Origin of the sequence: Polaromonas sp. LjRoot131 (assembly GCF_964252805.1) — a bacterium.
Taxonomy (GTDB): Bacteria; Pseudomonadota; Gammaproteobacteria; order Burkholderiales; family Burkholderiaceae_C; genus Polaromonas.
The window spans coordinates 50,772-76,341 of sequence record NZ_CAXUPF020000005.1 but is presented as its reverse complement, the minus strand read 5'-3'; the positions used below and the strand labels follow the sequence as shown (position 1 = coordinate 76,341).

At 65.6% G+C, this 25,570-nt stretch carries 27 protein-coding genes; 9 read left to right on the top strand and 18 right to left on the bottom strand.

Going from position 1 to position 25,570, the window contains the following annotated elements; translation table 11 throughout:
- Positions 1–24 precede the first annotated feature (24 nt).
- Positions 25–420, top strand: coding sequence for a YkvA family protein (locus ACSQ27_RS20550; RefSeq protein ID WP_436157641.1), 396 nt, complete (start codon positions 25–27; stop codon positions 418–420).
- On the opposite strand, the gene ACSQ27_RS20545 is transcribed toward ACSQ27_RS20550, so the two are convergent.
- Both ACSQ27_RS20545 and ACSQ27_RS20540 read right to left on the bottom strand, forming a co-directional pair.
- Positions 405–1,703: an O-antigen ligase family protein gene (locus tag ACSQ27_RS20545; protein ID WP_436157349.1), complete on the bottom strand. Its 1,299-nt coding sequence runs from the start codon at positions 1,701–1,703 to the stop codon at positions 405–407. The two genes, ACSQ27_RS20550 and ACSQ27_RS20545, sit on opposite strands and share 16 nt — an antisense overlap.
- 89 nt (positions 1,704–1,792) lie before the next feature.
- Positions 1,793–2,743, bottom strand: a complete 951-nt coding sequence (locus ACSQ27_RS20540) for a LysR substrate-binding domain-containing protein (RefSeq protein WP_436157348.1) — start codon at positions 2,741–2,743, stop codon at positions 1,793–1,795.
- 128 nt (positions 2,744–2,871) lie between these two features.
- Here ACSQ27_RS20540 and ACSQ27_RS20535 point away from each other — a divergent pair, with 128 nt between their 5' ends.
- The 5 genes from ACSQ27_RS20535 to ACSQ27_RS20515 all read left to right on the top strand — a co-directional run bounded on the left by ACSQ27_RS20535 (position 2,872) and on the right by ACSQ27_RS20515 (position 5,912).
- Positions 2,872–3,654 carry a maleate cis-trans isomerase family protein gene (locus tag ACSQ27_RS20535; RefSeq protein WP_436157347.1) on the top strand — a complete coding sequence of 261 codons (783 nt, stop codon included), beginning with the start codon at positions 2,872–2,874 and terminating at the stop codon, positions 3,652–3,654.
- Positions 3,655–3,736: 82 nt separating this feature from the next.
- A complete protein-coding gene (locus ACSQ27_RS20530; protein ID WP_436157346.1) occupies positions 3,737–4,732 on the top strand; it encodes a Bug family tripartite tricarboxylate transporter substrate binding protein in 996 nt (331 codons plus the stop codon).
- 215 nt (positions 4,733–4,947) lie between these two features.
- Positions 4,948–5,298, top strand: a complete 351-nt coding sequence (locus ACSQ27_RS20525; protein ID WP_436157345.1) for a hypothetical protein — start codon at positions 4,948–4,950, stop codon at positions 5,296–5,298.
- A 208-nt stretch (positions 5,299–5,506) separates the two neighbouring features.
- The gene (locus ACSQ27_RS20520; RefSeq protein ID WP_436157344.1) at positions 5,507–5,725 is read left to right on the top strand and encodes a hypothetical protein; all 219 of its coding nucleotides are present in this window, start codon (positions 5,507–5,509) and stop codon (positions 5,723–5,725) included.
- A gap of 37 nt (positions 5,726–5,762) precedes the next feature.
- Positions 5,763–5,912: a hypothetical protein gene (locus ACSQ27_RS20515; RefSeq protein WP_436157343.1), complete on the top strand. Its 150-nt coding sequence runs from the start codon at positions 5,763–5,765 to the stop codon at positions 5,910–5,912.
- Between the two features lie 27 nt (positions 5,913–5,939).
- Here ACSQ27_RS20515 and ACSQ27_RS20510 read toward each other — a convergent pair whose 3' ends face one another.
- Positions 5,940–6,251 (bottom strand): helix-turn-helix domain-containing protein, encoded by a 312-nt coding sequence (locus tag ACSQ27_RS20510; RefSeq protein ID WP_436157342.1) that lies wholly within the window; start codon positions 6,249–6,251, stop codon positions 5,940–5,942.
- A 144-nt stretch (positions 6,252–6,395) separates the two neighbouring features.
- Here ACSQ27_RS20510 and ACSQ27_RS20505 point away from each other — a divergent pair, with 144 nt between their 5' ends.
- Both ACSQ27_RS20505 and ACSQ27_RS20500 read left to right on the top strand, forming a co-directional pair.
- Complete coding sequence (locus tag ACSQ27_RS20505) at positions 6,396–7,247, top strand: XRE family transcriptional regulator (protein ID WP_436157341.1); 852 nt, start codon at positions 6,396–6,398, stop codon at positions 7,245–7,247.
- A gap of 114 nt (positions 7,248–7,361) precedes the next feature.
- The gene (locus ACSQ27_RS20500) at positions 7,362–8,726 is read left to right on the top strand and encodes a sensor histidine kinase (protein WP_436157340.1); all 1,365 of its coding nucleotides are present in this window, start codon (positions 7,362–7,364) and stop codon (positions 8,724–8,726) included.
- Positions 8,727–9,437: 711 nt separating this feature from the next.
- Here ACSQ27_RS20500 and ACSQ27_RS20495 read toward each other — a convergent pair.
- The 12 genes from ACSQ27_RS20495 to ACSQ27_RS20440 all read right to left on the bottom strand — a co-directional run bounded on the left by ACSQ27_RS20495 (position 9,438) and on the right by ACSQ27_RS20440 (position 20,730).
- Positions 9,438–10,022, bottom strand: a complete 585-nt coding sequence (locus ACSQ27_RS20495) for a LuxR C-terminal-related transcriptional regulator (protein WP_436157339.1) — start codon at positions 10,020–10,022, stop codon at positions 9,438–9,440.
- 145 nt (positions 10,023–10,167) lie between these two features.
- Positions 10,168–11,496 (bottom strand): tryptophan--tRNA ligase, encoded by a 1,329-nt coding sequence (locus ACSQ27_RS20490; RefSeq protein ID WP_436157338.1) that lies wholly within the window; start codon positions 11,494–11,496, stop codon positions 10,168–10,170.
- On the bottom strand, positions 11,493–12,167 hold the full coding sequence (locus ACSQ27_RS20485) for a site-2 protease family protein (RefSeq protein WP_436157337.1): 675 nt from the start codon (positions 12,165–12,167) through the stop codon (positions 11,493–11,495). Before ACSQ27_RS20485 ends, ACSQ27_RS20490 begins: the two co-directional genes overlap by 4 nt.
- A 135-nt stretch (positions 12,168–12,302) precedes the next feature.
- A complete protein-coding gene (locus ACSQ27_RS20480) occupies positions 12,303–12,938 on the bottom strand; it encodes an L-threonylcarbamoyladenylate synthase (protein WP_436157336.1) in 636 nt (211 codons plus the stop codon).
- Between the two features lie 29 nt (positions 12,939–12,967).
- Positions 12,968–13,873 carry a DMT family transporter gene (locus ACSQ27_RS20475; protein WP_436157335.1) on the bottom strand — a complete coding sequence of 302 codons (906 nt, stop codon included), beginning with the start codon at positions 13,871–13,873 and terminating at the stop codon, positions 12,968–12,970.
- Positions 13,873–14,733 carry a 3',5'-nucleoside bisphosphate phosphatase gene (locus tag ACSQ27_RS20470; RefSeq protein WP_436157334.1) on the bottom strand — a complete coding sequence of 287 codons (861 nt, stop codon included), beginning with the start codon at positions 14,731–14,733 and terminating at the stop codon, positions 13,873–13,875. The genes ACSQ27_RS20475 and ACSQ27_RS20470 overlap by 1 nt, the downstream gene beginning before the upstream one ends.
- An 80-nt stretch (positions 14,734–14,813) precedes the next feature.
- Positions 14,814–15,548, bottom strand: a complete 735-nt coding sequence (locus ACSQ27_RS20465; RefSeq protein WP_436157333.1) for an aspartate/glutamate racemase family protein — start codon at positions 15,546–15,548, stop codon at positions 14,814–14,816.
- Between the two features lie 13 nt (positions 15,549–15,561).
- Positions 15,562–16,284 carry a GntR family transcriptional regulator gene (locus ACSQ27_RS20460; RefSeq protein WP_436157332.1) on the bottom strand — a complete coding sequence of 241 codons (723 nt, stop codon included), beginning with the start codon at positions 16,282–16,284 and terminating at the stop codon, positions 15,562–15,564.
- On the bottom strand, positions 16,281–17,162 hold the full coding sequence (locus ACSQ27_RS20455) for an ABC transporter permease (protein WP_436157331.1): 882 nt from the start codon (positions 17,160–17,162) through the stop codon (positions 16,281–16,283). Before ACSQ27_RS20455 ends, ACSQ27_RS20460 begins: the two co-directional genes overlap by 4 nt.
- Positions 17,162–18,073, bottom strand: coding sequence for an ABC transporter permease (locus tag ACSQ27_RS20450; protein WP_436157330.1), 912 nt, complete (start codon positions 18,071–18,073; stop codon positions 17,162–17,164). The genes ACSQ27_RS20455 and ACSQ27_RS20450 overlap by 1 nt, the downstream gene beginning before the upstream one ends.
- Before the next feature lie 118 nt (positions 18,074–18,191).
- Positions 18,192–19,496, bottom strand: a complete 1,305-nt coding sequence (locus ACSQ27_RS20445; protein WP_436157329.1) for an ABC transporter substrate-binding protein — start codon at positions 19,494–19,496, stop codon at positions 18,192–18,194.
- A gap of 190 nt (positions 19,497–19,686) precedes the next feature.
- Positions 19,687–20,730: an ABC transporter ATP-binding protein gene (locus tag ACSQ27_RS20440; RefSeq protein ID WP_436157328.1), complete on the bottom strand. Its 1,044-nt coding sequence runs from the start codon at positions 20,728–20,730 to the stop codon at positions 19,687–19,689.
- A 205-nt stretch (positions 20,731–20,935) separates the two neighbouring features.
- Here ACSQ27_RS20440 and ACSQ27_RS20435 point away from each other — a divergent pair, with 205 nt between their 5' ends.
- Positions 20,936–21,604, top strand: a complete 669-nt coding sequence (locus ACSQ27_RS20435; protein WP_436157327.1) for a glutathione S-transferase — start codon at positions 20,936–20,938, stop codon at positions 21,602–21,604.
- A 42-nt stretch (positions 21,605–21,646) separates the two neighbouring features.
- Here ACSQ27_RS20435 and ACSQ27_RS20430 read toward each other — a convergent pair whose 3' ends face one another.
- The 3 genes from ACSQ27_RS20430 to ACSQ27_RS20420 form a co-directional block, all read right to left on the bottom strand.
- A complete protein-coding gene (locus ACSQ27_RS20430) occupies positions 21,647–22,219 on the bottom strand; it encodes a DUF2325 domain-containing protein (RefSeq protein ID WP_436157640.1) in 573 nt (190 codons plus the stop codon).
- Positions 22,220–22,482: 263 nt separating this feature from the next.
- On the bottom strand, positions 22,483–24,207 hold the full coding sequence (recJ, locus tag ACSQ27_RS20425; protein ID WP_436157326.1) for a single-stranded-DNA-specific exonuclease RecJ: 1,725 nt from the start codon (positions 24,205–24,207) through the stop codon (positions 22,483–22,485).
- 62 nt (positions 24,208–24,269) lie between these two features.
- Complete coding sequence (locus ACSQ27_RS20420) at positions 24,270–25,448, bottom strand: hypothetical protein (RefSeq protein ID WP_436157325.1); 1,179 nt, start codon at positions 25,446–25,448, stop codon at positions 24,270–24,272.
- Between the last annotated feature and the right edge of the window lie 122 nt (positions 25,449–25,570).

The following is a 25,570-nucleotide window of genomic DNA, read 5'->3' as shown; positions in this document are numbered from 1 at the left end:
AAGCGCTGTGGCATGCTTGCCGCCATGGCCGTCGGCGACAAACTCAAGAACTGGGCGAAGCGCATCAAGCGCGACGCGGTGACGCTCTGGTTTGCCGGCAAACACCCGGCAACGCCCTGGTATGCGAAGGCGCTTGGCGTCTTTGTGGTGGCTTATGCGCTCAGTCCCATCGACCTCGTCCCGGATTTCATCCCGGTGCTTGGCTACGTGGACGATGTCCTGCTTCTGCCTGCGCTGATCTGGCTGGCCATCAGGCTTTTGCCGCCCGAGGTTGTCGCCGATTGCCGCAAGCAGGCCGATGCCTGGATGGAGACGCAGGGCGCCAAGCCGAGCAGCCGGGTCGGCGCATTCGTGATCGTGCTGCTTTGGATAGCAGCCGGTGCGGCCCTCTGGGTCTGGCTTGTTCAACCCCGGCTATAGCCATCGGCAGACGGCCTTCCCGCCCCAGCGGCCTTGGGGCTGGGTGCGCTGCCCGCTTCGGGCCCGGCCTCGCCGTCGCCCCGCAAATGCGCCAACAGCAAGCCCCACAGAAAATAAGCGAATATGGCGGGATAGGGCTGCCTGAGCGTCACTTTGAAATTGCTGTCGACCAGCACCATGAAGGCCGTCAGGCCCGCCAGCCACCAGATTTCGGTGGGCAGGGATTGCCGTTGTTGCCAGACCTTGCGCAGGGTAAAGCCTATGAGTGCCACCACGGGCAGCAGTCCCACCAGCCCAAAGTTGTAGACGAGGTCGAGATACCAGTTGTGCGCACTGGTGATGACCTCCCGTGGAGGGGGCTTGGTATGGCCGAATAACAAGCTGCGTGGGCTTTGCGCTATCCAGCCGCCGTACAGCTTCCAGTCGCTGACGCGCTGGGCCAGGTTGCCCGGCAGCTTGCCCTCGGCCACATCCCGGAACTTTTGCACGTAGGCATTGGCGTTACCGAATCTGTCGGTGTCTCCCTTGACGTTGCCGTAGTACAGGCTGCCCAGGAACAGCGCCGCTGCAATGCCGGCCGCGATGGACAGAAGGCCCATCGCATGGCCGTGGGAGCGCTTCAATATCGCCATGCCGAAAAACAGCAGCACGGCTCCCGCGTAGAGGCCAATGGCCAGAAAGGCGCCGCTGGCGAGCACATAGATTCCCACGATGACCGTCAGGACGAGCATGGCGGCCTTCTGGTTGTCCCACTGGTGCACCATGACGAAGCCGAATGCCACGGCAAGAACGATGGGCACAAACTGAATGTGCTGGTAAATGCTGAACACATACAGGTAGTTCGTCAGCATCAAGCCGCCTTGAATCCACCCGGCAAGTAATTGAAGGGGCAAGAGCACCAGCAGCACCCAGAAAAAGGCCTTCGCAACCGTTCTGCGCTGCGCGCCCAGAAGCAACCCGAGCATGAAGCCCGTGGTGGGCAGCAGGGTTTGCGCGGCGTACAGCAGCTTTGCTGTTTGGCCATCCGGCGCCTCCCCCGCGAAGGCGAACGATAGTGCCATGGCCGCCATGAAGGCGGCGATAAAGCCCAGTGCCGGCTTTGCCGGGCCCAAGCGGCGTGCATGCGCCAAGATGCCCACCAGGCAGGCCGCGATGGAAATCGGCAAGGGCAGCGACCCCAGGAGTCCGCGCGAGTCGTAAATCGGGTCCAGGTCTCGATAGATGCCGCGGGAAAGCTGGACAAACAGCGGAAACAAAACCGCTGCTGCGACCAGCCAGGTCAAGGCGGGAGATGTTTTTCGGATCATGGCCTATTGTTGCAGTACGTCGCGGCCCTGCTTGGTGGCATCGGCCCGCGTCCTCTGGCGCTCCATCAACGCCCCACCCAGGCCGGCAAACCGCCCGCCCAGTCCACCAGCAGCTTGGTGAACTCCGCCACAGCCGGCGCGGCGTCGCCGGTGCGCCAGAGCGCGTAGACATCGCCGTTGATGTCGGGCGCCTTGGCCTGGCGGGCCTGCGATGCTTTGTCGCCGGCCCGCGCTGCGGGGCCAAGCCGGCAAATGCCGACGGCGTCGGCTCTCAGCTGCGCCATGGAGGCGGGCACCAGCGCCACGCCCAGGCCGGCGGCGACCAGGTTCAGCGCTGCCGGCACTTCGACGACCTGCTGCGCAATCTTGGGCGCAAAGCCCGCCCACAGGCAGGCTTCAAACAGGCGGGCGGCAAAAGGCGAGGAGTCCAGCCGCAAAAACACAAAATCCTCGTCGCGCAGGTCGGCCAGGCGGAGCTGGCGTCGCTGCGCCAGCCTGTGGCCGGGCGGCAGGGCCACGACCACCGGGTCGCGCCACAGCAGCGCGGCGCTGAGCTGGCTGTCGTTGAGCGGGTTGCGCGAGACGCAGAGGTCCAGCCGCCCGTCGCGCAAGGCCTGCAGATGGTCGGACGGCTTCATCTCGTGCAGCACGAGCTCGACGGCCGGCCGCTGCAAACGGAACTGCTGGATGAACTGGGGAAAAGGCCCGAGAAAATGCGAGCCGGCCAGCCCCACCTGCACGCGCCCCTGCAGGCCGCTGGCGACGCGGGTCACGTGGCTGCGCGCTTCCTCCAGCCGCGCCAGCACGGCTTGGGCATGGGGCAAAAAGGCCTTGCCGGCTTCGCTGAGCACCACGCTGCGGCTGGTGCGGTGAAACAGCCTGGCCCCGAGTTCGGCTTCCAGGGCGGCGATCTGGAAACTCAGGGGCGGCTGCGACACGTGCAGGCGACGGGCCGCGCGGGTAAAGCTCAACTCGTCGGCGAGTGCGATGAAGTAACGGATCTGGCGCAGTTCCACGGGTGGCCTTTGCGGTGAGGGGGCTATCTATCTGGTTTCGGTATTGATCTATCCTGATTATGTATTTGTTTGTATGGATAAGAGCGCGAAGAATCGGGGCCTGAACCCTCACCAGGAAACCAACACCCATGCAAGCCGCTGAAGGCCAGGCGCCAGACAATTCCCGCAACTACCGGGTCGGGCTGATCGTGCCCAGCTCCAACACCACCATGGAAACGGAGATCCCGGCCATGCTGCGCGCGCGCGAGCAGGTGCTGCCCGAGCGCTTCAGCTTCCACTCCAGCCGCATGCGCATGAAGTCGGTCACGCGCGAAGAACTGGCGGCGATGGACCGCGATTCCGACCGCTGCGCGCTGGAGCTGTCGGATGCGCGCGTGGACGCCATGGGCTACGCCTGCCTGGTCGCCATCATGAGCATGGGCCTGGGCTACCACCGCGAGTCGCAGCGCCGCCTGCACGAGGTCACGGTGGGCAACGGCCTGCCGGCGCCGGTCATCACCAGCGCCGGTGCGCTGGTCGAAGGCCTGCAGGCCCTGGGGGCCAAACGCGTGTCCATCATCGCGCCCTATATGAAACCGCTGACGCGCATGGTGATCGACTACATCGAGAACGAAGGCATTGAAGTGATAGACAGCGTTTCGCTCGAGATCCACGACAACCTGGCCGTGGGCGCGCGCGACCCCAAGGCGCCGGCCGAGTTGTGGAAGCAGCTCAACACCAAAGGCGCGGACGCCATCGTCGCTTCGGCCTGCGTGCAGATGCCTTCGCTGGCCTCGGTGCCGCTGATCGAGGCGGCCAGCGGCCTGCCGGTGGTGTCCAGCGCGGTTTGCACCACCTACGCGCTGCTCAAAAGCCTGGGGCTTGAGCGGCGCGCGCCCAATGCAGGTACGCTGCTGTCGGGCCGCTATTAATGATTGTGGGTGACTGGCCGTTAGTCATTCACCATTCATTGCTATTCATCGATATCCAACCATCACAACAAGGAGGCCGACCATGAACGCTTTTCTCCCAACATCCACCCTTCGCCGGCTGCTTGCCGGCACCAGTGCCGCGCTGCTCGCGGGCCTTGTGAGCGGCGCCGCGATGGCCCAGGCCTATCCCAGCAAGCCGATCACGCTGGTGGTGCCCAACCCGCCGGGCGGGTTTGTCGACGCCTCGGCGCGCATCCTTTCGGACTCGCTGGCCAAGGTCACCAGCCAGCCCGTGGTGGTGGACAACCGCGGCGGCGGCAGCGGCAACGTGGCCTATCAGTACGTGGCGCGCGCCAACCCCGACGGCTACACGCTGCTCAATTCCTACTCGGCCTACCACGTCGGCAACCCGGCCCTCACACCCAAGCTGCCATGGGCGCAAAAGGACTTCGTGCCGGTGGCGCTGATCACGGTGGCCACCAATGTGATCACGGTCCACCCGTCCATCCCGGTGAACAACCTGGGCGAGTTCATCACCTACCTGAAGGCCAATCCCGGCAAGCTCAGCTATGCGAGCCAGGGCAACGGCTCGCTCTCGCACATCGGCACCGAAATGTTCAAGCTGCAGACGCAGACCAGCATGGTGCACATTCCCTACCGCGGCTCCGGCCCGGCGCTGCAGGACGTGCTGTCGGGCCAGGTGCAGGTCTTCATCACCACGCCGCCTTCGGTGATGGGCCATGTGCAGACGGGCAAGCTCAAGGGCCTGGCCGTGGCCGGCAAAACCCGCCACCCCAGCCTGCCCGCCGTGCCGACCGCCACCGAAGCCGGCCTGAAAGGCTTCGAGCTGGAAGCCTGGGTCGGCATCTTTGCCCCCGCGGGAACACCCACCGACGTGGTGGCCAAACTCAGCGGCCAGATCAAGGCCGCCCTGGAACTGCCTGAAACCAAGACCCGCGCCGACGGCGCCGGCGTCGAACTGCGCTACCAGTCGCCCGCCGCGCTGGATGCCCTGGTCAAAAAGGAAACGGCCTTCTGGGCCAAGACCATCAAGACGGCGGGCATCAAGGCCGAGTGAGTTGCGGCCGCGCCCTGGAGGGCGGCTTCTGGAAGAACCGGGCTGAGCCCGGTTTTTTTTCGCCAGGCTTTTCTCCCTCCGCGCGCCCAAAAAAAAGCCCGGGACAAACCGGGCGTGGAAGCTGGCAAGGCCAGCAAGGGAGGGAGCGGCTCATGACAAGCCGCGATATGAATATAGCTTTTCATTTCTTCGGGCCTTGTAGGAGAATGCCGAAAATGCATCCCTTGATGGTGTCCAATCCCAACTCGGTGGTCGATGAACTGATAGAACGCATCGCGGCCATCGTGATGCGGACCTATGAGGTGGAGCAGTTGCTGCCGAAGGGCAGCATCGAGCGGCTTTCGCTGGCGGCCCATGAACTTATCAGCGCCATCTCGACGGACACCGGGCGCATTGATTTTTCGTGTGAACTGACGCTGGAAGCCGCCGAGCGCCGCAGCTCCTTTCTGGTCAAAGTGCAGGGCCAGGCCGCTTATGAAAGCCCGGTCTGGCGCATCAACGAGATCTATGACGTGGTGGTGGACCCGCTGGACCGGGGACCGACCGGCTTTGGCGCCCTGCAATAGGAAACCGGCGTGCGGCGAACCGCTGGCTTGTGCCGCCAATAGGTCTTAAGTACCAGCTTTCTTCCTGCTTTCTCCCTGTGGTGTGTATCGGATAGGCCAAAGAAGGTGTTTTCCTACATGGCTTGCCGGGACCCAAGGTCTAAAGTGGTCGCATAGGCACTGGCGTCCTCGCAACGGCGAGGTGAGCCGGGGCCACCAAGGAGGAAAAATGCTCGCACTGCTTAAAGTGAAGCTTCAGCCATCGGGTGAATACATCCTCAAGGAAGCGGGTCAGGACATGACCTTTAACCAGACCATAGGCCCCGTTTCGGATGCGGGCCAGTTTTACAAGCGCGTCGCGTCGCGCCTTGCCGAACTCTCGCGCGCCGGCATGCAGATCAAATACATAGACCATTCCGAGGAGGATTCGGGGCCCGGCGCGCTCTGAGTCCTTGCCGGCCCGGCCGTGCCTGGGCCAGGTCGAAATGCAGCAGCTTGACGGGATGCAGCTGCTCTTCGGTGAAGTTGGCCTTGCCCATGGCAGCTTTTTCGAGGTCTTCGCGTCCCAGCTCCACCCGAACCACCTCGTTGTCGTGGGTGCGCAGGTAGACGCGCAGCGTGATGTCCTTGCCTGACAGCAGCTTGGGGGTGTCCCGGCGCTCTCAAGGCCTGCGGGAGCGGCCGCCGGCCGCGACCGGCATGGTCACGGCGATTTTCCGGGTTTGCCGGAAAGCCAGGGCGCGTGCCGCCGGGTCGCGGTAGCGCGAGGGCCACAGGGCCTCGGGCTTGGTGTCCAGGGCCCTGGCCACCATCTGCTCGGCCGCCAGCCAGGGGCTGGTGAGCACGCGCTGGATGTGGCTGTAGCCGTTTTCGTGGGCAATCTTGCGAAGGCTGGTGCCACGCTTGCGCAAGGCAGCAATGACGTCCGCGGGGTGCATATCTTCCTGTGAGGTTGTTGCTTTATTTGTGCTCATGGCCACCATTTTGAGCTTGAAAACCGTCAAGTCAAGCCTGTTTCTGCCCATAGATATGAGTGTTGCTTATATTTCTATGCAGATTTGGCACAACTACGGGATTCCGGTTTGCATGATTGTGTCCATTGACACAAAATAGTGTTCATGAGCACAAAAGAGACGGCCCAGACCGTGCAGGACCCCCACCAGCCCTATCCCCTCGCCTCGGTGTCGCCGGTGAAAGCCGACGAGCCGGTGGCCTGGTACCGCTACCACGCTGCGGCGGCCGCGGACAAGGCCGAGGTGAAAACCGTGCGCACCGAGGCGCGCACGGTGTTCATGCAGCAATTTGGCCAGCGCTGCCGGGCCGCGCGCGGCGTGCGCGAGATCAACGACGTGGCGGCCGCGGTCGGCGTGCACCGCAACACCATCTGGAACGTGGAGCGCGGCGACAGCCTGCCGGACGCGTTCGAGCTCGAGGTGCTGGCCCGCGAATACAACACCACGCCGACGCAGTTGCTGGGCGGCGAGAGCCTGGACGCGGCCCGCTCCACGGCGGTGCCGCGCGGCGTGCGCGCGGTGCAGGCTGATGAACTGATCTACGTCCCGCTCTTCGACCTGCGCGAGCAGGCCGAGGGCGCGGCCTTCACCGACGCCGACTCGGTGCTGGCCATGCGGCCCTTCGACGCACAGTTCATCCGCTACGACCTGGGCATTGCGCACGACGACCTGGCGATGTTCGGCGTGGTGGGCACCTCCATGGAGCCGTGGCTGCATGCCAGGGATTCGGTGCTGGCGGACCTGCGCGACCGCGACGCGCTGACCGAGGGCGTGCACCTGATACGCCTGGACGGCGCGCTGCTGATGAAAAAACTGCAGCGCCTGCCGGGAAAAATCCTGCGGGTCAGCAGCTACAACGCCGCCTACGAGCCCTTCGACATCCAGGGCCACGAGTCGGCCGACCGCGACTTCGCGGTGCTGGGCCGGGTGCGCTGGGCCGGCGTGACCTTCAACTGATCCTCTTTGCCCTTGATGGAAAGAGGGCACCGCGCCGCGCGCAGTGTTGCGCCTTTGCCGCGCCGGGCGCCGCCTGGCGCGGCGGGTCCGGCCGGCAGGCCCTAAACTTGGTCCATGGACTCTCCCTCCTCAACGACACGGCCGGCCCAGAGCGTCGCCGACCTCTCGCGCGAGGAGTGGGTGGAGATGCGGCTGATCCACACCCTCATGCGCTATGCGCGGCCGGCGCTGCATTCGGCGCTGGTGCTGGTCGTGGTCATGGTGGCCGTTCTTTACGGCCACGTGGACACGCTGGCCCTGGGCCTCTGGGCGGCGGCGACGGTGGCCGTGACCGCGGTGCGCTACGGCGTCATCGGCATCTACCACCGCAGCCTGGCGGGCGTCAGCGGCCCGCGCCTGCGTGCCTTCATGGCGCGCTACGGCTGGACCTGGTCGGCCAGCGCCCTGGTCTGGGGCGCGTCCATGTTCGTCTATTTCCTCAAGGCGCCGGTGTACGACCAGTTCCTCTGCATGGTGGTGCTGGTGGGCATGGCCGGTTTCGCGGTGGGCACGTTTTCGTCCTGGCTGCCCTGTTTCAGGAGTTATGTGAACGGCCTGGGCATCGCTGTCGTGGCCGCGCTGCTTTACGAACTGCTGATGGAGCGCGGGCTGCCCTCCACCTTCAACACCTACGGCATGCTGGCGCTGGTGCTGATCTACTGGGCCGTGATCCGCATCTCGGGCCAGCGCTTTCACGAGGTGCAGCGCGTCAACCTCGAACTGCAGTACGACAACTCCTCCCTGATCAGGTCGCTGACCGAGCAGAGCCGGGCGGCCCTGGAAGCGGTGGAAATCAAGAACCGCTTCATCGCCAGCGCCGCCCACGACCTGCGCCAGCCCGTGCACGCGTTGGACCTGTACGCCGGCTGGCTGGCCGCCGAGCCCGAATTCGTCGAGCAGATCACGCCCAAGATCGTGCGCTCGACCAAGGCCGTGACGGATCTGTTCAATTCCCTGTTCGACCTGGCCGGGCTGGAAACCGACCCGCTCAGGGTCAACCTGCAGGAGGTGGACCTGGCGGGCCTGCTGCAGGACCTGGAGGCGCAGTACGCGCCTTTCGCCCGCGAGCGCGGTCTGCGCCTCAGGATACGCGCGGCGCCGGGCAAGGTGAAGTCGGACCCGGTGCTGCTGCAGCGCCTGGTCGGCAACCTGCTGTCCAACGCGCTGCGCAACACGCACCGCGGCGGTGTGCTGATGGCGGTGCGCCGTCGCGGCGGCGTGCCGCGCATCGAGATCTGGGACACCGGCGTGGGCATCGCCGCCGAACACCAGCAGGCGATCTTCCAGGAGTTCTATCGCATTCCCTTGCAGGGGACGGAGGAGGGCTTTGGGTTGGGGTTGGCTATTGTTTCGCGGCTCAGCGAGGCGCTGGGCCATCCTGTTGGGTTGGCTTCCCGGGCTGGGAGGGGGAGTGTTTTTTGGGTTGAGTTGAAGGGGTAGGGCCTGCGCGCCCTCTGCTGAGGGTTGCTGGCCGGGGGTAGCCCGGCAGCTACTTACTTTTATCGAAACCCGCAAAGCGGGTTTTCTTTTGTTCGCCAAAAGGCGCGCTACGCGCGCGGGGTTTGCTCACTTCGCGAAGCGAAGTTACGCAAACACCAAAAGTAAGCAAAAGAAAAGGCGACCCTGGTTGCTGCGTCCCTTCGCTGCGCTACGGGCAACCTGCGGTGCTCGGTCCAGACGGGGTCTCGCTAAACTCGCTACGCTGCGCTTCGCTCAGACAACGCGATCCCTGATCCGTCTGGCCCTGCGCTCCTCGGCGCATCCACAAGGGGTGGGGAAGGAATACCAATACCGAAGACAGAAGAAACAAGGACTCGCCGTGGCGAGTCCTTGTTTGTATTGGTTTGTTCTTTGTATTTCTGTCTTCTGTTCCCGCTTCCGATCCCGATTGCCCCGTCCTGGCTGGGCCGAGGAGCGGAGAGACAAGCGGATCAGGGCCGGCGTTGTCTGAGCGAAGCGAGTTTAGCCGGACCCCGCTTGGCTCGAGCACCGCAGGTTGCCCGAAGCGAAGCGTAGGGACCCAGACTGCGGGTCGCCTTTTCTTTGGTGACTTTCTTTTGGCGAAGCAAAAGAAAGTTACTTGCTGCCGGGCAACCCCCGGCCAGCAGGACCAAGCGAAGTTAGCCGGCCGGCCAGGCGGCCATGAGTCTGTTAGAGCAAGCCCTGTGTGCGAGCCAGGTGGCTAGCCTGCGACCGGCTCTTGACGTTGAGCCGCCGGAAGAGCCGCCACAAATGAACCTTCACTGTGTGCTCACTGATCTGCAGTTCTTCGGCGATGTCGCGGTTGCTCATGCCCTTGTCGAGCATCACCAGCAGCTGCTTTTGCCGCTTGGAGAGCTTTTCGGTCGGAGTGGAGGGTTCCGGGTCCAGGTCTTCGCTGAGGAAGACGCGCAGCACGTTGGAGATTTCGGTGGCCCCTGCCGACTTCTGGATGTAGGCGTCTGCGCCCGCCTCGATGGAGAGGTCCTCATAGTCCTGGGCCGGCGCGGCCGACAGAACCACCAGGGGCACGCCGGGGAATTGCTGCTTGAGCTCACGCACGCCGGAAACACCGTTGGTGTCGGGCAGGCGCAAGTCCAGGCAGATCAGTTCGGGAATGCCCTGTTCCTGCACGGCGGGCATAACGGCGGCGAGCCGGTCCAGCTCGGTCACGGTGGCCTTGCTGCTCAGGCGGCGGATCAACATAACAACCGCTTCGCGCATGAGCGGGTGGTCATCTATTACGAAAATACTCATTAATCAGGTCTAAAGTATTGGTCCTATTAGCCATCGAGCATAACTGCTGTGTGTCAACTTTGGGGCATAAATAAACGGGCAATTGCGGTATTTTTTCAGAACGCTGATCCAAAAAAACAACAAGAACCAGGCCGTGACGCGTTTCCTAGGAGGCCGCCGCCTCCGCAAAAAACCGCAGGGCCGCTGTCACATCCGCGTCACTGGCGCCCGGCAAGGCCTGGACCAGGCCCTGCTCCAGCAGCCCCGCCAGGGCCGCCTGGCCGTCTTGCTGCAATGCGGCAATCATCTGCGCGGCATCCCGCGGCGACTCAAAGCCACGGCTTTGCAGCAGCACCCGGGCCTCGGCATCCTGCAGCTTGAAATAAAACAGGCCGTCTTTTTCGCGGTACTGCTTGAAGGCAGGCGCGGCGCTCTTCGCTGTTTTTGCCGCCTTGGCCCCGGCCGGCGCGGCCGGGCGGGTGCCGAGGTTGCGCAGGCCCACGGCGCGGCGCAGCTCGCCCATGAAGGGTGTGGCCTCGGCGCGGGCCTTTTGCGCACCGGCCTGCAGGATGGCTTCGATCTTGCCGGGGTCGGCCATCAGGGCGTGGTAGCGCTCGCGCATGGGCGCGACTTCGCGGTCTATGCGTTCGAACAGCAGCTGCTTGGCGTCGCCCCAGGCGATGCCTGCGGCGTAAGCCTTGCGTAACGCTTCAGTCTCCTCGGCACTGGCGAAGGCCTGGTAGATCTGGAACAGCGCCGAACCCTCGACGTCCTTGGGCTCGCCGGGCGCGCGCGAATCGGTGACGATGCCGGCGATCAGCTTGCGCATCTGCTCGCGCGGTATGAACAGCGGAATCGTGTTGTCGTAGCTCTTGCTCATCTTGCGCCCGTCCAGGCCGGGCAGCAGGGCGACCGATTCCTCGATCACCGCCTCGGGCAGCACCAGGTGCTCGCCGTAGAGGTGGTTGTAGCGCTGGGCCATGTCGCGCGCCATTTCGATGTGCTGGATCTGGTCGCGCCCCACCGGCACCTTGTGCGTCTTGAACAGCAGGATGTCCGCGCCCATCAGCACCGGGTACATGAAAAGCCCGGCGGTGACGTCGGCGTCCGGGTCGTTGCCGGCGGCCTCGTTCTTGTCGACCGAGGCCTTGTAGGCATGGGCGCGGTTCAGCACGCCCTTGCCGGTGACGCAGGTCAGCAGCCAGGTCAGCTCTGGGATCTCGGGGATGTCGGACTGGCGGTAGAAGGTCACGCGTTCCGGGTCCAGGCCGGCGGCCAGCCAGCTCGCCGCGATCTCGAGTGTGGACTGCTGGATGCGCGCCGGCTCGTCGCACTTGATCAGCGCGTGGTAGTCGGCCAGGAAATAAAAGCTGCGCACGTCGGCACGGAAGCTGGCCTGCACCGAGGGCCGGATGGAACCGACAAAATTGCCCAGGTGGGGCGTGCCGGTAGTGGTGATACCGGTCAGGAAGCGGGTGGGGGACGGTGAGCTCATAGCAGTCTTGGTGGCAGGGAGATGGTGAGATTGAGCAGGTCCAGCAGGCCGTAGCCGAGCACGACCAGTGGCCAGAGCCAGTAGGCGCTGACGACGCCGAGGAGGACGAGCCCCATGACGACGAAAAAGCCCCAGGGCTCGAGGCGCGCGAGAAACTGCGCCTGCTTCCACGGCAACAGGCCCATCAGGATGCGCCCGCCGTCAAGCGGCGGAAACGGAAACAGGTTGAAGGCCCACATCACGAGGTTGACGAGCACGCCGGCCTGGCACATCACGAGGAAGAAAGGCTCCGAGATGCCGGCCCCGACGAGCAGTGCGTACAGCATGGCCCATATGATCACCTGGATGAAGTTGGCGGCGGGGCCGGCCAGCGCCACCCAGATCATGTCGCGCTTGGGCTTGCGCAGGTTGCCGAACTGCACCGGCACCGGCTTGGCATAACCGAACAGGAAAGTGCCCGAGGTCGCGAAGTACAGCAGCAGCGGCATCAGGATGGTGCCCACGGGGTCTATGTGCTTGATGGGGTTGAGCGTTACGCGGCCCATCATCCAGGCCGTGTTGTCGCCGAGGTAGCGGGCCACATAGCCGTGCGCGGCCTCATGCACCGTGATGGCGAACAGCACCGGCAGCGCATAGATGGCGACGGTTTGAATCAGATTGGCGATATCCATCTCGGGATTGTCTCATTGGACGGTATGCCCCCACGTTCGCTCGCTGCGCGTAGCTCTCTGCCCCCCGAGGGGGCGCTGCGCCTGCGGCCCGGCAAAGCCGGTTCCGCGGCCCCTGCTTGAAGGGGAGTCCGCTCGCTAAAGGCCCAGCGCCGAAAGTTCGCCTCGTCCCTGGCGCACCACGACGGGCTCGCCGCCTTCACCCATGGGCGTCAGGTCTATCACCGTGGTGGCTTCCTGGTGGCAGGCGCCGGCGTCTATCACGGCGGCCAGTTCATGCTCGAGCAATTCGCGTATCTCGTGCGCGTCGTTGAGCGGCTCGGTGCCGCCGCGTGGGATCAGGGTGGTGGCCAGCAGCGGCGTGCCGTGCAGTTCGAGCAGCGCCTGCAGCACCTTGTGTTCGGGCACGCGCAGGCCTATGGTCTTGCGCGAAGGGTGGCTCACGCGGCGCGGCACTTCCTTGCTGGCCTCGAGGATGAAGGTGTAGGGCCCCGGCGTGGCAGCTTTCAGCAGGCGGAACTGCTTGTTGTCGACGCGCGCGTAATTGGCCAGCTCGCTCAGGTCGCGGCACAGCAGGGTCAGGTGGTGTTTGTCGTCCACGCCACGTATGCGGCGCAGGCTGTCGGCCGCGGCCTTGTCGTCGAGGTGGCACACCAGGGCGTAGCTTGAATCGGTCGGCACGGCCGCGACGCCGCCGCGCTCCAGCAATGCCACCGCCTGCTTGAGCAGCCGGGTATGCGGGTTGTCGGGGTGGACTTCAAAAAACTGGGCCATAGCTTCAGATGGTTTTCAAAGCGGTGGATTCAAGACTCGACGGGCTCTATCGGCACGCGGCTTTGGCGCACCGCCAGCCAGGCGCCCACCGCGCCGCAGACGGCGATCATTCCCATGCCGAGCATCGACCAGCGGTCCGGCACGTGCGAAAACGCGATCCAGCCGCCCAGCATGGCAAAGCCGATCTGCGCATAAAGAAAAGGCGTGAGCGTGGACACCGGCGCGCGGCCGTAGGCCAGGATCATCATGAAATGGCCGACCGTGCCCATCAGGCCCATCAGCGCCAGGCTGGCCCACAGCGTCCAGGAATCCAGCGTCGTCCAGACAAAAGGCAGGGCCAGCGAGGCGGCCAGCGTGCCCACCCAGCCGGTGTAGAAATGCATGGTGAAAGGGTCTTCGGTGCGCGCCAGCCGGCTGGTCAGGATCTGGAACCAGGCATTGCAGATCACCAGGCCTATCGGCAACAGCATGGCCCAGTTGAAGTCGTCGCCGTCGGGCCGGATGATGATGATGGTGCCCGCGAAGCCGCCCACCACCAGCGCCCAGCGCAGCCAGGACACGCGCTCGCCCAGCGTCAGGGAAGCCAGCAGGGTGATGACCAGCGGCGTGATCATCACGATGGCGGTGAACTCACCCACCGGCATGTGCCTCAGGCTGTAGAACGCAAAAAGGCTGGTGAACAGCAGCAGCAGGCCGCGCAGCAACTGGTATTTTGGGTGCGCTGTGCGCAGCACCGAAAGGCCGCGCGACGGCAGCACCGCCAGGGTGGTCGCCACCGCCTGGAAGGCATAACGGAACCACAGCGCCATCAGCAGCGGCACGCTGTGCGAAATGACCTTGGTGGTGGTGTCCAGCACCGCGAAACAGCCGACCGCACCTATCAGGAGCGCAATGCCGGTCGGGGCGTGGGAGGTGTTTTTTGCGGAACCGGCCATCACTGGATGCGGTCCGCCAGCAGTTCCCACACCGGTGTCAGTTCGCCCGGCAGGAAGGGCAAGGTGCCCAGATCGGTATGGCTTTCGTCGGGGCTGTGGAAGTCGCTGCCGCGCGAGGCGGCCAGGCCGAATTCTTTCGCCGTTTCGGCGTATTTGACATATTCCTGGGGCGTGTGGCTGCCCGTGACCACCTCCACCCCGCGCCCGCCGTGGGACTTGAACTCGGTGAACAAGGCGTATTCCTCGTTCGGGGTGAACTTGTAACGGCCCGGGTGGGCAATCACCGCGACGCCCTGGGCCTGGGTGATCCAGGTCACGGCGTCACGCAGCGTGGCCCAGCGGTGCGGCACGTAGCCGGGTTTGCCTTCGGTCAGGTATTTGCGGAAGACTTCGTTGGTTTCACGGCACACGCCGGTCTCGACCAGGAAGCGCGCGAAGTGGGTGCGCGAGATCAGTTCGGGGTTGCCGACGAACTTCAGCGCGCCTTCGTAGGCGCCCTTGATGCCGGCCTTGGCCAGCGAGTCCGACATTTCCATGGCGCGCTGCTCGCGCCCGCCGCGCGTGTTGCGCAGGCCTTGCACAATGTCCGGGTTCCCTGCGTCAAAGCCCAGGCCCACGATGTGCACGGTCTGCCCGGCGAAGGTGACGGAGACTTCGGTGCCCGTCAGGTAATGCATGCCCTGGGCCTTGGCGGCCGCCGCGGCGCGTTGCTGGCCGCCGATTTCGTCGTGGTCGGTCAGGGCCCAGAGTTCCACCCCGTTGGCCTTGGCCCGTTCGGCGAGCGCCTCGGGTGTCAGCGTGCCGTCCGACACCACAGAGTGGCAATGCAGGTCGGCATTCAGGATGTTTTTGGGAATCACTGAGCCATTTTAGGCTTTATGACTGCCAGCTGCAGTGCGCGCTCACATATCCCCGGGAAGCGGCTTGTCCGCCCGCTCGGTTACAGGCCCAAGGCGCTCAGTTCCGGGGAGAGGTTTTCCCAGGGCACGTCGAAGCCCGGCGTGCCGCGCTGCGGCGGCGGCGCATGGCTGCGCAGGGCCCACTGGGCGCCGGCCAGCACGCTGTCGATGAGCGGCACGCCGACCCCGGGCTGCAGGGAAGCGGCCATGCCGGCCAGGCCCGCGCCACCCAGGATCACCGCCTGCGCGCCCAGCTGCCGCACCGCATCGCGGCAGGCCTGGGCCAGCAGGGTGCGCGCGGCGGCCGGGTCGGCGGCGAGTTGCGCGCCGGTCGGCGCGACGGTGTGGATGCCGGCCAGTGAAGGCGCATGGCCCAGCGCCTGGGCCAGCCGCTGCAGCATGGGCCCCCAGCGCTCGCCCCCGGTGACGATGGCAAAGCGGCCATGGCGCGCCGCCTCGATGAAAGCCGCCTCGGCCAGGCCGGTGACCGGCACCGGGCTGCTTTCGCGCAGCGCCAGCAGCCCGGGGTCGCCAAAGCAGCCTATCAGCACCGCGTCGGGCGCTTCCTGGGCGCCGGCCAGGGCCGCCGCCCAGGTGTCCAGCGTGGCATGCGCGGCCACCGCGTAACTGGCTTCGTCCGAAATATAGGGCGCGCCGAAACGCGCGGTCACCGTGCTGACCTGCACGTGCAGCCCGGCGGCCGCCTGCACATGGGTTTGCAGCAGTGCGCTGACCGAGGTCGAAGTGTTCGGATTAATAACCAGCAGTCTGCGCATGTGGGAGTAAGTCCTAGACCGTGCCTGAAAAGAGGCTGGCCAGATCCGGCGCCTCGCCCGCCGGCGGCGTGAACTGCAGCTGCGACTCCAGGCGCGTCAGGTGCTCACGCATGCGGTGCGCGGCTTCGCGCGCGTCGCGCAGGCGGATGGCGTCCAGCAGCACGCGGTGTTCGCGGCAGCCGCAGGCGGCGGCCTCGTTGCGGCTGTCCTTGTGGCCCGTGCTGTAGGTCATCAGGATCAGCGAGGTGCGCGAGGTCAGTTCGCGCAGGATGCGGCCCAGCGTCTGGTGGCCGGCGCACTCGGCGATCTGCAGGTGGAAGTCGCCCGACAGCCGGATCGCGCGGTGCATGTCGCCGGCCAGCCGCGCGGCTTCCTCGTCGTCGATGCAGCGCTTGAGCTGCCGCATGTCGGCCTCGTTGGCCCTGGCGATGAACAGCTCCACCAGCGTGGGTTCTATCAGCCGGCGCACCTCGAAGACCTCGCGCGCTTCCTGTTCGGTCGGCTGGGCCACGGTGGCGCCGCGATTCGGGATCAGGGTGACCACCTGCTCATTGGCCAGGCGCACCAGCACCGGTCGGATCCGCGTGCGCGACACGCCGAAGGCGCCGGCCAGCTTGTCTTCCCCCAGCCGGGTACCCGGCGGCAGGCGGTGGTCGAGGATGGCCGAGACCACGCGCTCATACATCTCGCTGTCGGTCAGGGGCGTTGCGGGGGCTGCCGTCTTCGTGGGGCTCATCGATGTCCTTTTTTCTGCCGCCTGCCCAGCCACCAGGCCAGGCCCATGGCCAGGGTCATCACCCCCAGCGACACCACGGTGGTGACGGTGCCCAGTGCATAGATGGACGGCGTGGTGACGGTGGTCGTCAGGCCCTGCAGTTCCAGCGGCAGGGTGTTGACGTCGCCGATGGCCTGCGAGGTGCGGGCGATTTCATCCCAGCTCAGGGTAAAGCCGAACATGCCTATGCCCACTACCGAGGGCGCGATCAGCGGCAGCACCACGTGGCGAAAGCCCTGCCACGGCGTGGCGCCCAGGTCGCGCGCGGCTTCTTCGTAAGCCGGGTTGAAGCGGTTGAACACGGCGAACATGATGAGCAGGCCGAAGGGCAGCGTCCAGGTCAGGTGCGCGCCCAGCGCCGAGGTGAACAGGCCCAGCGCCGTGCCATAGTCTTCCAGCGCGCCGGACATGCCGAACAGCTCCAGCGCCTTCTTGATGCCGTTGTCCAGCAGCCGGAACTCCAGGCCTATGCCCAGTGACACGATGATGGACGGCATGATCAGGCTGGCCACCACCACAAAAAACAGGGTGTTGCCGCCCGCGAGCTTTTTGCGGAAGGCCAGGCCGGCCAGCACCGACAGCACCACCGTGAACGCCGTCACCGCCAGGCCCAGGCCCAGCGAGCGTTTCAGCGCCGCGCCGATATCGACCACGCCCAGCCCCTCGGCCAGCTTGTGGAACCAGTGCAGCGAGACACCGCGCAGGGGAAAGGTCAGCCCGCCTTCCGGGCCCTGGAAGCTCAGCAGCACGATGACGAACATCGGGCCGTACAGGAACAGTACAAAAAGCGCAAAAAATGCGGCGAGGAACCAGAAACCGGCGCTGCGTTTGTCGTTCATCACAATTCTTTCCGGATGTCGACCAGCCGGGTCAAGGCCCAGATGATCATCAGCACCAGCGCCAGCAGGATCACCGCATTGGCCGCCGCCAGCGGGAACTGCAGATAGGAGGTCTGCACCTGGATCACCTTGCCGATGGAGGCGATCTGCTGGCCGCCCATCACGCCTATGGTCACGAAATCGCCCATCACGATGGTGATGACGAAGATGGAGCCGATGATGATGCCCGTGCGCGACAGCGGCACGATGACGTTCCACAGCGTCTGCCAGGCCGAGGCGCCGCTGTCGTTGGCTGCCTCGATCAGGCTGCGGTCTATGCGCATCATCGAGTTGAAGATGGGCACGATCATGAACATCGTGTAGAGATGCACAAAGGCCAGCACCACCGAAAAATCCGAGAACAGCAGCCACTCCACCGGCTGGTTCACCACGCCCAGGCCCGTGAGGCTCTGGTTGACCAGGCCGTTGCGGCCCAGCAGCGGTACCCACGAGATCATGCGGATCACGTTGGACGTCCAGAACGGGATGGTGCACAGCACGAAGAGCAGCGTCTGCACCCCTTGCGAGCGCACGTGAAAGGCCAGGAAGTAGGACACCGTGAAACCCGTCACCAGCGTGATCAGCCACACCAGAAAGCTGAACTTGAAGGTCGACAAATAGGTCTTGAAGGTCACGCACAGCTCGGCGGTGTTGCCGCAGCCGTCGAAGATGGCCAAGTAGTTTTTCAGCGTGAAGCCCGGCAGCAACTCGTATTCATTGAAGTCCCAGAAGCTCACCGCCAGCACCAGCGCCAGCGGGACCAGGAAGAACAGCACAAACACCGCCGTCAGCGGCATGGCCTGCCACCAGGCGGCAAGGCTGCGGCCCGGTGCGCGCGCGGGGGAAGGCAAAGAGGCGGTAGGTGTGCTCATGGTCTGGTTCTTGTTCCCTCTCCCCCTGGGAGAGGGTTAGGGTGAGGGCCGGCGGCGCTCGCAGCTGCCCTCACCCCCGCCCTCTCCCAGGGGGAGAGGGAGTAAGAAGGCAATGCGGTCAAGCCGCGACGAATTCATTCCATTTTTGAACCATGTAGTTGTTCTCATCCATCACAGCATTCCAGCAGGCAATCCCGCCCATGCGCGCCTCGTAGCTGCCGCCGTCGCGCACCGCGCCGGCCTTGGCCAGCACGTCGCCGGTGGGGCTCTTGATGTCTTGCGACGCCGGTTTGCCTTCCATCCAGTAGGCCCACTCATAGGCTTCCATCTTGGCCTTGGCGGTTTCCAGCACGGCGCTGTAATAGCCCTGGCGGTTCAGGTAGGCGCCGGCCCAGCCGTCGAGGAACCAGTTGATGAATTCATAAGCGCCGTCCAGCTTCTTGCCCGAGAGCGTGGCGGGCAGGCCGAAGCCGGCGGCCCAGGCGCGGTAGCCCTCTTTCAGCGGCTGGAAGTTGCAGGCGATGCCCTTGGTGCGCACGGCCGTCACGGCGGGGCTCCACATCGACTGGATCACCACCTCGCCCGACGCCATCAGGTTGACCGACTCGTTGAAGTCCTTCCACAGCGCGCGGAACTGGCCGGCCTTCTTGGCCTCGATCAGCGTGGCGATCGTCAGGTCGATCTCCTTCTTGGTCATGTTGCCCTTGTCCGGGTATTTGTAGATGCCCTTGGCCTCCACCACCATGGCCGCGTCCATGATGCCGATGGACGGGATGTTCAGGATCGCGGCCTTGCCCTTGAACTCGGGGTTCAGCAGCTCGGCCCAGGAACTGATGGGGCGCTTGATCAGGTCGGGGCGTATGCCCAGCGTGTCGGCGTTGTAGACCGTGGGGATCAGCGACATGAACTGCGTCGGGCTCTTGGCGAAGACCTTGCTCTTTTCGCCTTCGAGGTAAATCACCTTCTTGGGCGCCGTGCCCTGGTCGCCCACGGCCTTGCCGGCCACGGTGCCGGTGGTGAACAGCGTGGTGATCTTGTCGGCGTTCTTGATCTTCTTCGTGTCTATGCCCTTGAGGTTGCCGGTGGGCACGATCTTCTTGAGCGAGAAGTACTCGGTGTCTATCAGGTCAAAGCTGTTGGGCGCGGTCACCGCGCGTTTGGTCACGTCGTCGGTGGTGACGGCCACGTACTGGATGGTGATGCCGGTGTCGGCCTTGAATTTTTCGGCAATCGCCTTGTCCTGGTTCACCGCGGTGCCCAGGTAGCGCAGCACGATTTTTTCCTGCGCATGCACGGCCGGGAACATGCCCGTGGCCAGGATGCCGGCCGTGCCCTTGAGCAGGGAACGGCGGGCTACGCCGCCAGCCGGGGTGTCGGCGGCGATGTCTTGGGGAGCTTGTTGATCAGGAAGAGCGTCGGACATGGTGAAAACTCCTGGTGAAGCGGTTGAGGGAAAGTGATTTTTGGTATTGCCCCTCTCCCTTTGGGAGAGGGTAGGGTGAGGGCCGGCGGCCTGTAAATAAGCTTGCCGTGTGCCCAGGCTGCAAACCCTCACCCCAGCCCTCTCCCAGAGGGCGAGGGAGCAAGAAATGAAGGCGGATCGCAGTCATTGATCAGGCCGCCAGCGTGTGCGCCGCTTCGGGTGCCCACGACAGCTGCACGCTGTCGCCGGGCGCATAAGGCCGGGCCGCGAATGCCGCTTCCGGCACCATCACCGACAGCTCGGCCGTGCTGCTGGCGCTCAGCGACACGCCGGGGTTTTGCAGGCCCAGCAGCACGTAGGTGCCCTGGTACTCGACGTCGGTGACCACGGCGCGCCGGTTGTGCGCCGCGTCGGGCGCCGCCTGGCCGGCCGGGGTGATCTGCATGTGGTCGGTGCGCACGCCTATGCGGCCGGCCGGCGTGTCCAGCACGTTGTGCCCGCCCATGAAGCGCGCGACGAATTCGCTCGCGGGGCGGTTGTAGATTTCGTGGGGCGAGCCGACCTGCTCGATCAGCCCGTGGTTCATCACCACCATGGTGTCGGCCAGCGCCATCGCTTCTTCCTGCGAATGCGTGACGTGGATGAAGGTCAGGCCCAGCTCCTTCTGCCAACGCCGCAGCTCGGCACGCATCTGGATGCGCAAAAACGGGTCCAGCGCCGACAGCGGCTCGTCCAGCAGCAGCACGCGCGGCTGCGTGATCAGCGCGCGCGCCAGCGCCACGCGCTGCTGCTGCCCGCCCGACAGTTCGGCCGGCTTGCGTTCGGCCAGGTGGCCCATGGCCACGCGCTCAAGCAGGGCTCCGGCCTGTTGGCGCCGCGCCGCCTTGTCCACGCCTTTCATCTTGAGGCTGAAGGCCACGTTGTCGAGTGCCGAGAGGTGCGGGAACAGCGCGAAGCTCTGGAACATCATGGCCGTGCCGCGGCCGGCGGCTGGCAGGTTGGTGATGTTGCGGTTGTCCAGCAGGATGTCCCCGCTGGTGACGGACTCATGGCCCGCCATCATGCGCAGCGTCGTGCTCTTGCCGCAGCCCGACGGCCCCAGCAGGCAGCAGTAGCTGCCGCTGGCGATGCGCAGGTTGATGCCGTCCACCGCCGGCCGGTCCTGCGGCGCATACCGTTTGGTCAGCGCGACGGCTTCAATGGCGGCGGGCGTGGGGCTGGCAAGGGCGTTCATGTCAGCCTGGAGTGCAAGGCTTGTGCCAGGTTTTGTATGCGATCAGCGGCAGGATTGTGTACAAAATGCCTGCTTGTGGTGCCCATTCGCCCCTGTCGGGTGCAAAAGCCCCCGGCCACGGTGCGCGCCGCCTACGCTGTCGCCGCAGCGGCTTCACGCCGGCCAGGGATGGCCTACCATGGCAGCCACCTTTTCCGGAATCCCCATGATCACCCTGCACCACCTCAACAACTCCCGCTCGCAGCGCATCCTCTGGCTCATGGAGGAGCTGGGCCTGCCCTATGAAATCCAGCGCTACCAGCGCGACCCCAAAACCATGCTGGCGCCGCCCTCGCTGCGCGCCGTGCACCCGCTGGGCAAGTCCCCGGTCATTACCGACGGCGAACTCACGCTGGCCGAATCGGGCGCCATCATCGACTACCTGGTGGGGCGCTACGGCGCCGGCCGGCTGGCCCCCGCGGCCGGCACGCCCGAGCACCTGCGCTACACCTACTGGCTGCACTACGCCGAAGGTTCGGCCATGCCGCCGCTCTTGCTCAAGCTGGTGTTCGACAAGATCGAGAACTCGCCCATGCCGTTTTTTGTGAAGCCGATCGCGCGCGGCATCGCCGGCAAGGTCAAGAAGACTTTTATCGAGCCGCAGCTGCGCCAGCACCTGGACTTCCTGGAAATGTCGCTGCCCCAGGGCGGCTGGTTCGCCGGCGCCGAGTTCAGCGGCGCCGACATCCAGATGAGCTTCCCGCTGGAAGCCGCCGCCGCGCGCGGTGGGCTCAACGAAAGCCGCCCGCGCCTGATGGACTTCCTGGCGCGCATCCACGCCCGGCCCGCCTACCAGCGCGCGATAGAGCGCGGCGGTGAGTTCGCGTTGCAGTGATGCTGCGGTTTTCTCCTTCCCCCGCTGGGGGAAGGAGCGGTTTTAAAGCGCTGAAGCCGGATCTGCTTTGACGTGTTCGGTTGCGGGGGCCAAGACCTCCCGGCTGCGCACAAACTGCAGGGCCTGCGGCTGCTCCACCAGCACGCATTGTTTGCCGGTGCGCCGGCAGTGGTCCTGCACACGCCAGTAGGCGTCGTGGCTCACGCAGCCGGTCTGGCAGATCACCAGGTCGGCTGCCACCAGGCTGGCTTCCAGGGCCGGGCCGTCCTGCCCGTCTTCGCCGCCGTGGTGCAAAAAGCGGCCGCCGGCCATTTCAATCACGCGCCTGGCCACGCTGGCGCTCGCGCCGGGTTCGCCCACACACAGCACGGATTTTTCGTGAAGGTCCGCCGGGACGGGTATCTCCGCTGAGGGCAGCGCCGGGGCTTTGGGCCGGATGAGCCGCTCACGCAGGGCCTGCTGCAAATCGTGCACACGGCCCACCAGCCATTCGACGCGGCGCGCCAGCGTCAGGCGCTTGGGCAGGCCGGGGATGGCGGCCTCCACGGCCTGCCTGTCCTCGCGCTCCCAGGCGAGCGCGGTGTCGCACAGCAGGGCCGCCGCGCGCAGGCGCACGGCCTGGGCCTGCAGGCGCGCGATTTCCGCGGCCTGCGCCGCGATCACGCGGCTGCAGCGCTGCTGGATTTCGCCGTACTGGGCGAGCAGGGCGTGGTGCTCGCGGTCCAGGCCGGGCAGGGGATGGAGAGCTGCTTTCATCTCGGGCTCCGGAAGTTGGATGCCCTGCAGAATGGGGCAAAACCCATCTTAAATGAGAATTGCTCTCATTTGATGTAAAGTTATGCAGCGCCCCGGCAAGCCCGGTAAACCCCCCGGAAAATTCAGATTTCCGCACCCTCGACCAGGAAGCGCACGCGCTTCACGCCCTGCCATTCATCGGCATCGAGCCGGAAAGCCAGCTTGACCCGCGCCGGCAGCGCCTCGGTATGGCCGAACCAGATGCCGTCCACCGGCTGGCCCTGGTGCTTGAGCTTGAGCGCCAGGTGTTTTTCCCCGACCAGGCGCTGCGACACCACTTCCACCACCTCGCTAAAGGTCGGCGCGGCAAACCCCTGGCCCCAGACTTCCTTGTGCAGCGTGTCGACCAGGTCGGCGCGCCGGTATTCGGGCGCCAGCGGGCCGTCGGTGTCCATGCGCCGCGTCAGCGTGGCCGCGTCCAGCCATTCATGGGCCACCTGCTGCAGCGCCTGCTCAAAAAGCTCGAAATTTTCCTCGGCGATGGTGCAGCCCGCCGCCATCGCGTGGCCGCCGAAGCGCAGCATCACGCCCGGGTGGCGCTTGGTCATCAGGTCCAGCGCATCGCGCAAATGAAAACCCGGGATGGACCGGCCGGATCCCTTGAGCTCATGCTCCTTGCCCGGCGCCTGGCTCGCGGCAAACACAAAGGTCGGCCGGTGCAGCTTGTCTTTCACGCGCGAGGCGACGATGCCGACCACGCCCTCGTGGAATTCCGGGTCGAAAATCGCGATGGCCGGCGGCGGCTCCTCGTCCTCGTCGATCATCGCGTCGGCCGCCAGCTGGGCCTGCTCGCGCATGCCGGCCTCGATGTCGCGGCGTTCGCGGTTGATGCCGTCCAGCGTTTTCGCGAGTTCTTCACCGCGCGCCGCGTCGTCGGTCAGCAGGCATTCAATGCCCAGCGTCATGTCGCTGAGCCGGCCCGCCGCATTGATGCGCGGGCCCAGCGCGAAGGCAAAGTCAAAGGTCGTGGCCACCGCCGCCTGCCGGCCCGCCGCGCTGAACAGACCCGCCAGGCCGGCCGGCAAATGGCCCGTGCGTATGCGCTTGAGGCCTTGCGCCACCAGGCGGCGGTTGTTGGCGTCCAGCTTCACCACGTCGGCCACGGTGCCCAGCGCCACCAGCGGCAGCAGCGCATCGAGCTTGGGTTGGCTGGCCGCGTCAAATGCCCCGCGCGTGCGCAACTCGGCCCGCAGCGCCAGCAGCACGTAAAACATCACGCCGACACCGGCGATCGATTTGCTTTCGAAGCCGCAGTCCGGATGGTTGGGGTTCACGATCACGTCGGCCTCGGGCAGCACCACCACGCCGTCTTTGAGCGCCGGCAGGTGGTGGTCGGTCACCAGCACCCGCATGCCGAGTTCGCGCGCGCGCGCCACGCCGTCCATGCTCGCGATGCCGTTGTCCACCGTCACCAGCAGGTCGGCGCCGCCGGCCTTCACACGTTCGGCAATCGGCGCCGTCAGGCCGTAGCCGTCGGTCACGCGATCCGGCACCAGGTAGCCCACATGCGGCGCGCCCAGCAGCTTGAGGCCGCGCAGCGCCACGGCGCAGGCCGTCGCGCCGTCGCAGTCGTAATCGGCCACGATGCAGATCTTCTGGCCGGCGGCCATCACGTCGGCCAGCAGTTTTGCCGCTTCCAGTGCACCGCGCAGCGATGAAGGCGGCAGCAGCCGGCCCACGCCGTCGTCGAGTTCGTCAACCGAATGCACGCCCCGCGCCGCATACAGCTGCGCCAGCAGCGGGTGGATGCCGGCCTGCTGCAGCGCCCAGACGCTGCGCGGCGGGACTTCGCGTACCTGGATTTTCATGGGGGGTTTAAAACTCTCTATATATATGAGGGGAGGGCTGGGGCGCAGGGAACGCTGGGCGTTTACAGCCGTTCCAGCACGGTCAACAAAGGCGTGGGGGACAGGGCGCCGGCGATTTTGGCAAAGAAACCCTGGCTGGCCGTTTCAAAAGTCGTCGCGCCGCGCTCGCCGCACAGCGTCAGCCGCACGGCCTCGCCCGCACGCTGGCGTGCCAGCAGGGCGGCGATCTCGTTCGCGTCGAGTGCCGCCCAGGCCTGGGCATAGGCCGCCCAGTCGTCGGCGAACACGGCTTGCGCCAGGCTGCGCGGCACAGTGACTTGCTCTCCCTTCGACAGGCTGCGTGGCGCTGAAACTTGCTCCCTCTCCCTCTGGGAGAGGGCAGGGGTGAGGGCTGGCGGCGTGTGCACCTGTCCAGGCGGCTGAGTCGGGGCAGTGTCGACAGGCCGCAAATGGATTGACGGCCGCTGGCCCTCACCCCCGCCCTCTCCCAGGGGGAGAGGGAGGAAATCCAGCGCACCCGTGCCGCTAAGCCAGAAAGAATTGACCGGCAACTGGCGCCGCGCCGCGCGCTCGTCGTTCAGCGCATGCGTGTACAGCAGCATCTGCATCTCGTTTTGCAGCAGCTTGATCTTGCGCGCCGTGCTGTGGGCGTCATTCTTGTCCTGCTTGGGCAGCCAGGGATCCACATTGCGGCCCAGCACCCGGTCCAGCGAAGCGGTCGGCAGCTGGCGAAACAGCTCGCCTTCGGCCAGCCAGCGCGACGGCCCCAGCGCGGGAATGTAATGCAGCGTGATGCCGTCGTCGAGGAAATAAGGTTGCATGGCCGCCAGCAGGGCGCGCGATTCACCTTCCTGCAGGCCCAGCGCGGCCGGGTCCGTCAGCGTGGCATGCTCGCGGCCCATGGCCCAGTGGCAAGGCGTGATCCAGGCCCAGGCTTTGCCGCCGGCGCCTGGCATGTGTTGCGCCGCATCACGCGCCGCCCAGGGAATCAGCCCGTCCGGCGTGCCGGCATCCGCCAGGCCCAGCGCCAGCGCCAAAGCCCGCTCATGCGGCGGCGACAGCGTGTGGGCATCCGCCTCATCAGTGTGCACTGACTTCATGCCCTTGAGCAGTTGGGCCAGATTGCGCGTGCTCCCGGCCGGCAAGGCCTTCATCGCCGGCAGCCAGGCCTCCGCGCTGCAGGCCGCGAAGGGAAGCAGCAGCTGCGGCCCTGTGAAAGGGGTGGGGGAATTGGCTGACATGGGGCTATTGTCCGGGATGCCACAATTGGGCGTCCAAATCGCAGCCGCCGCAGCAGGCGGGTCCGGCGGTCCGGTTTTGAAGGCGAGAACACATCCATGTACAAAAATCCGTCCGGGTTGGC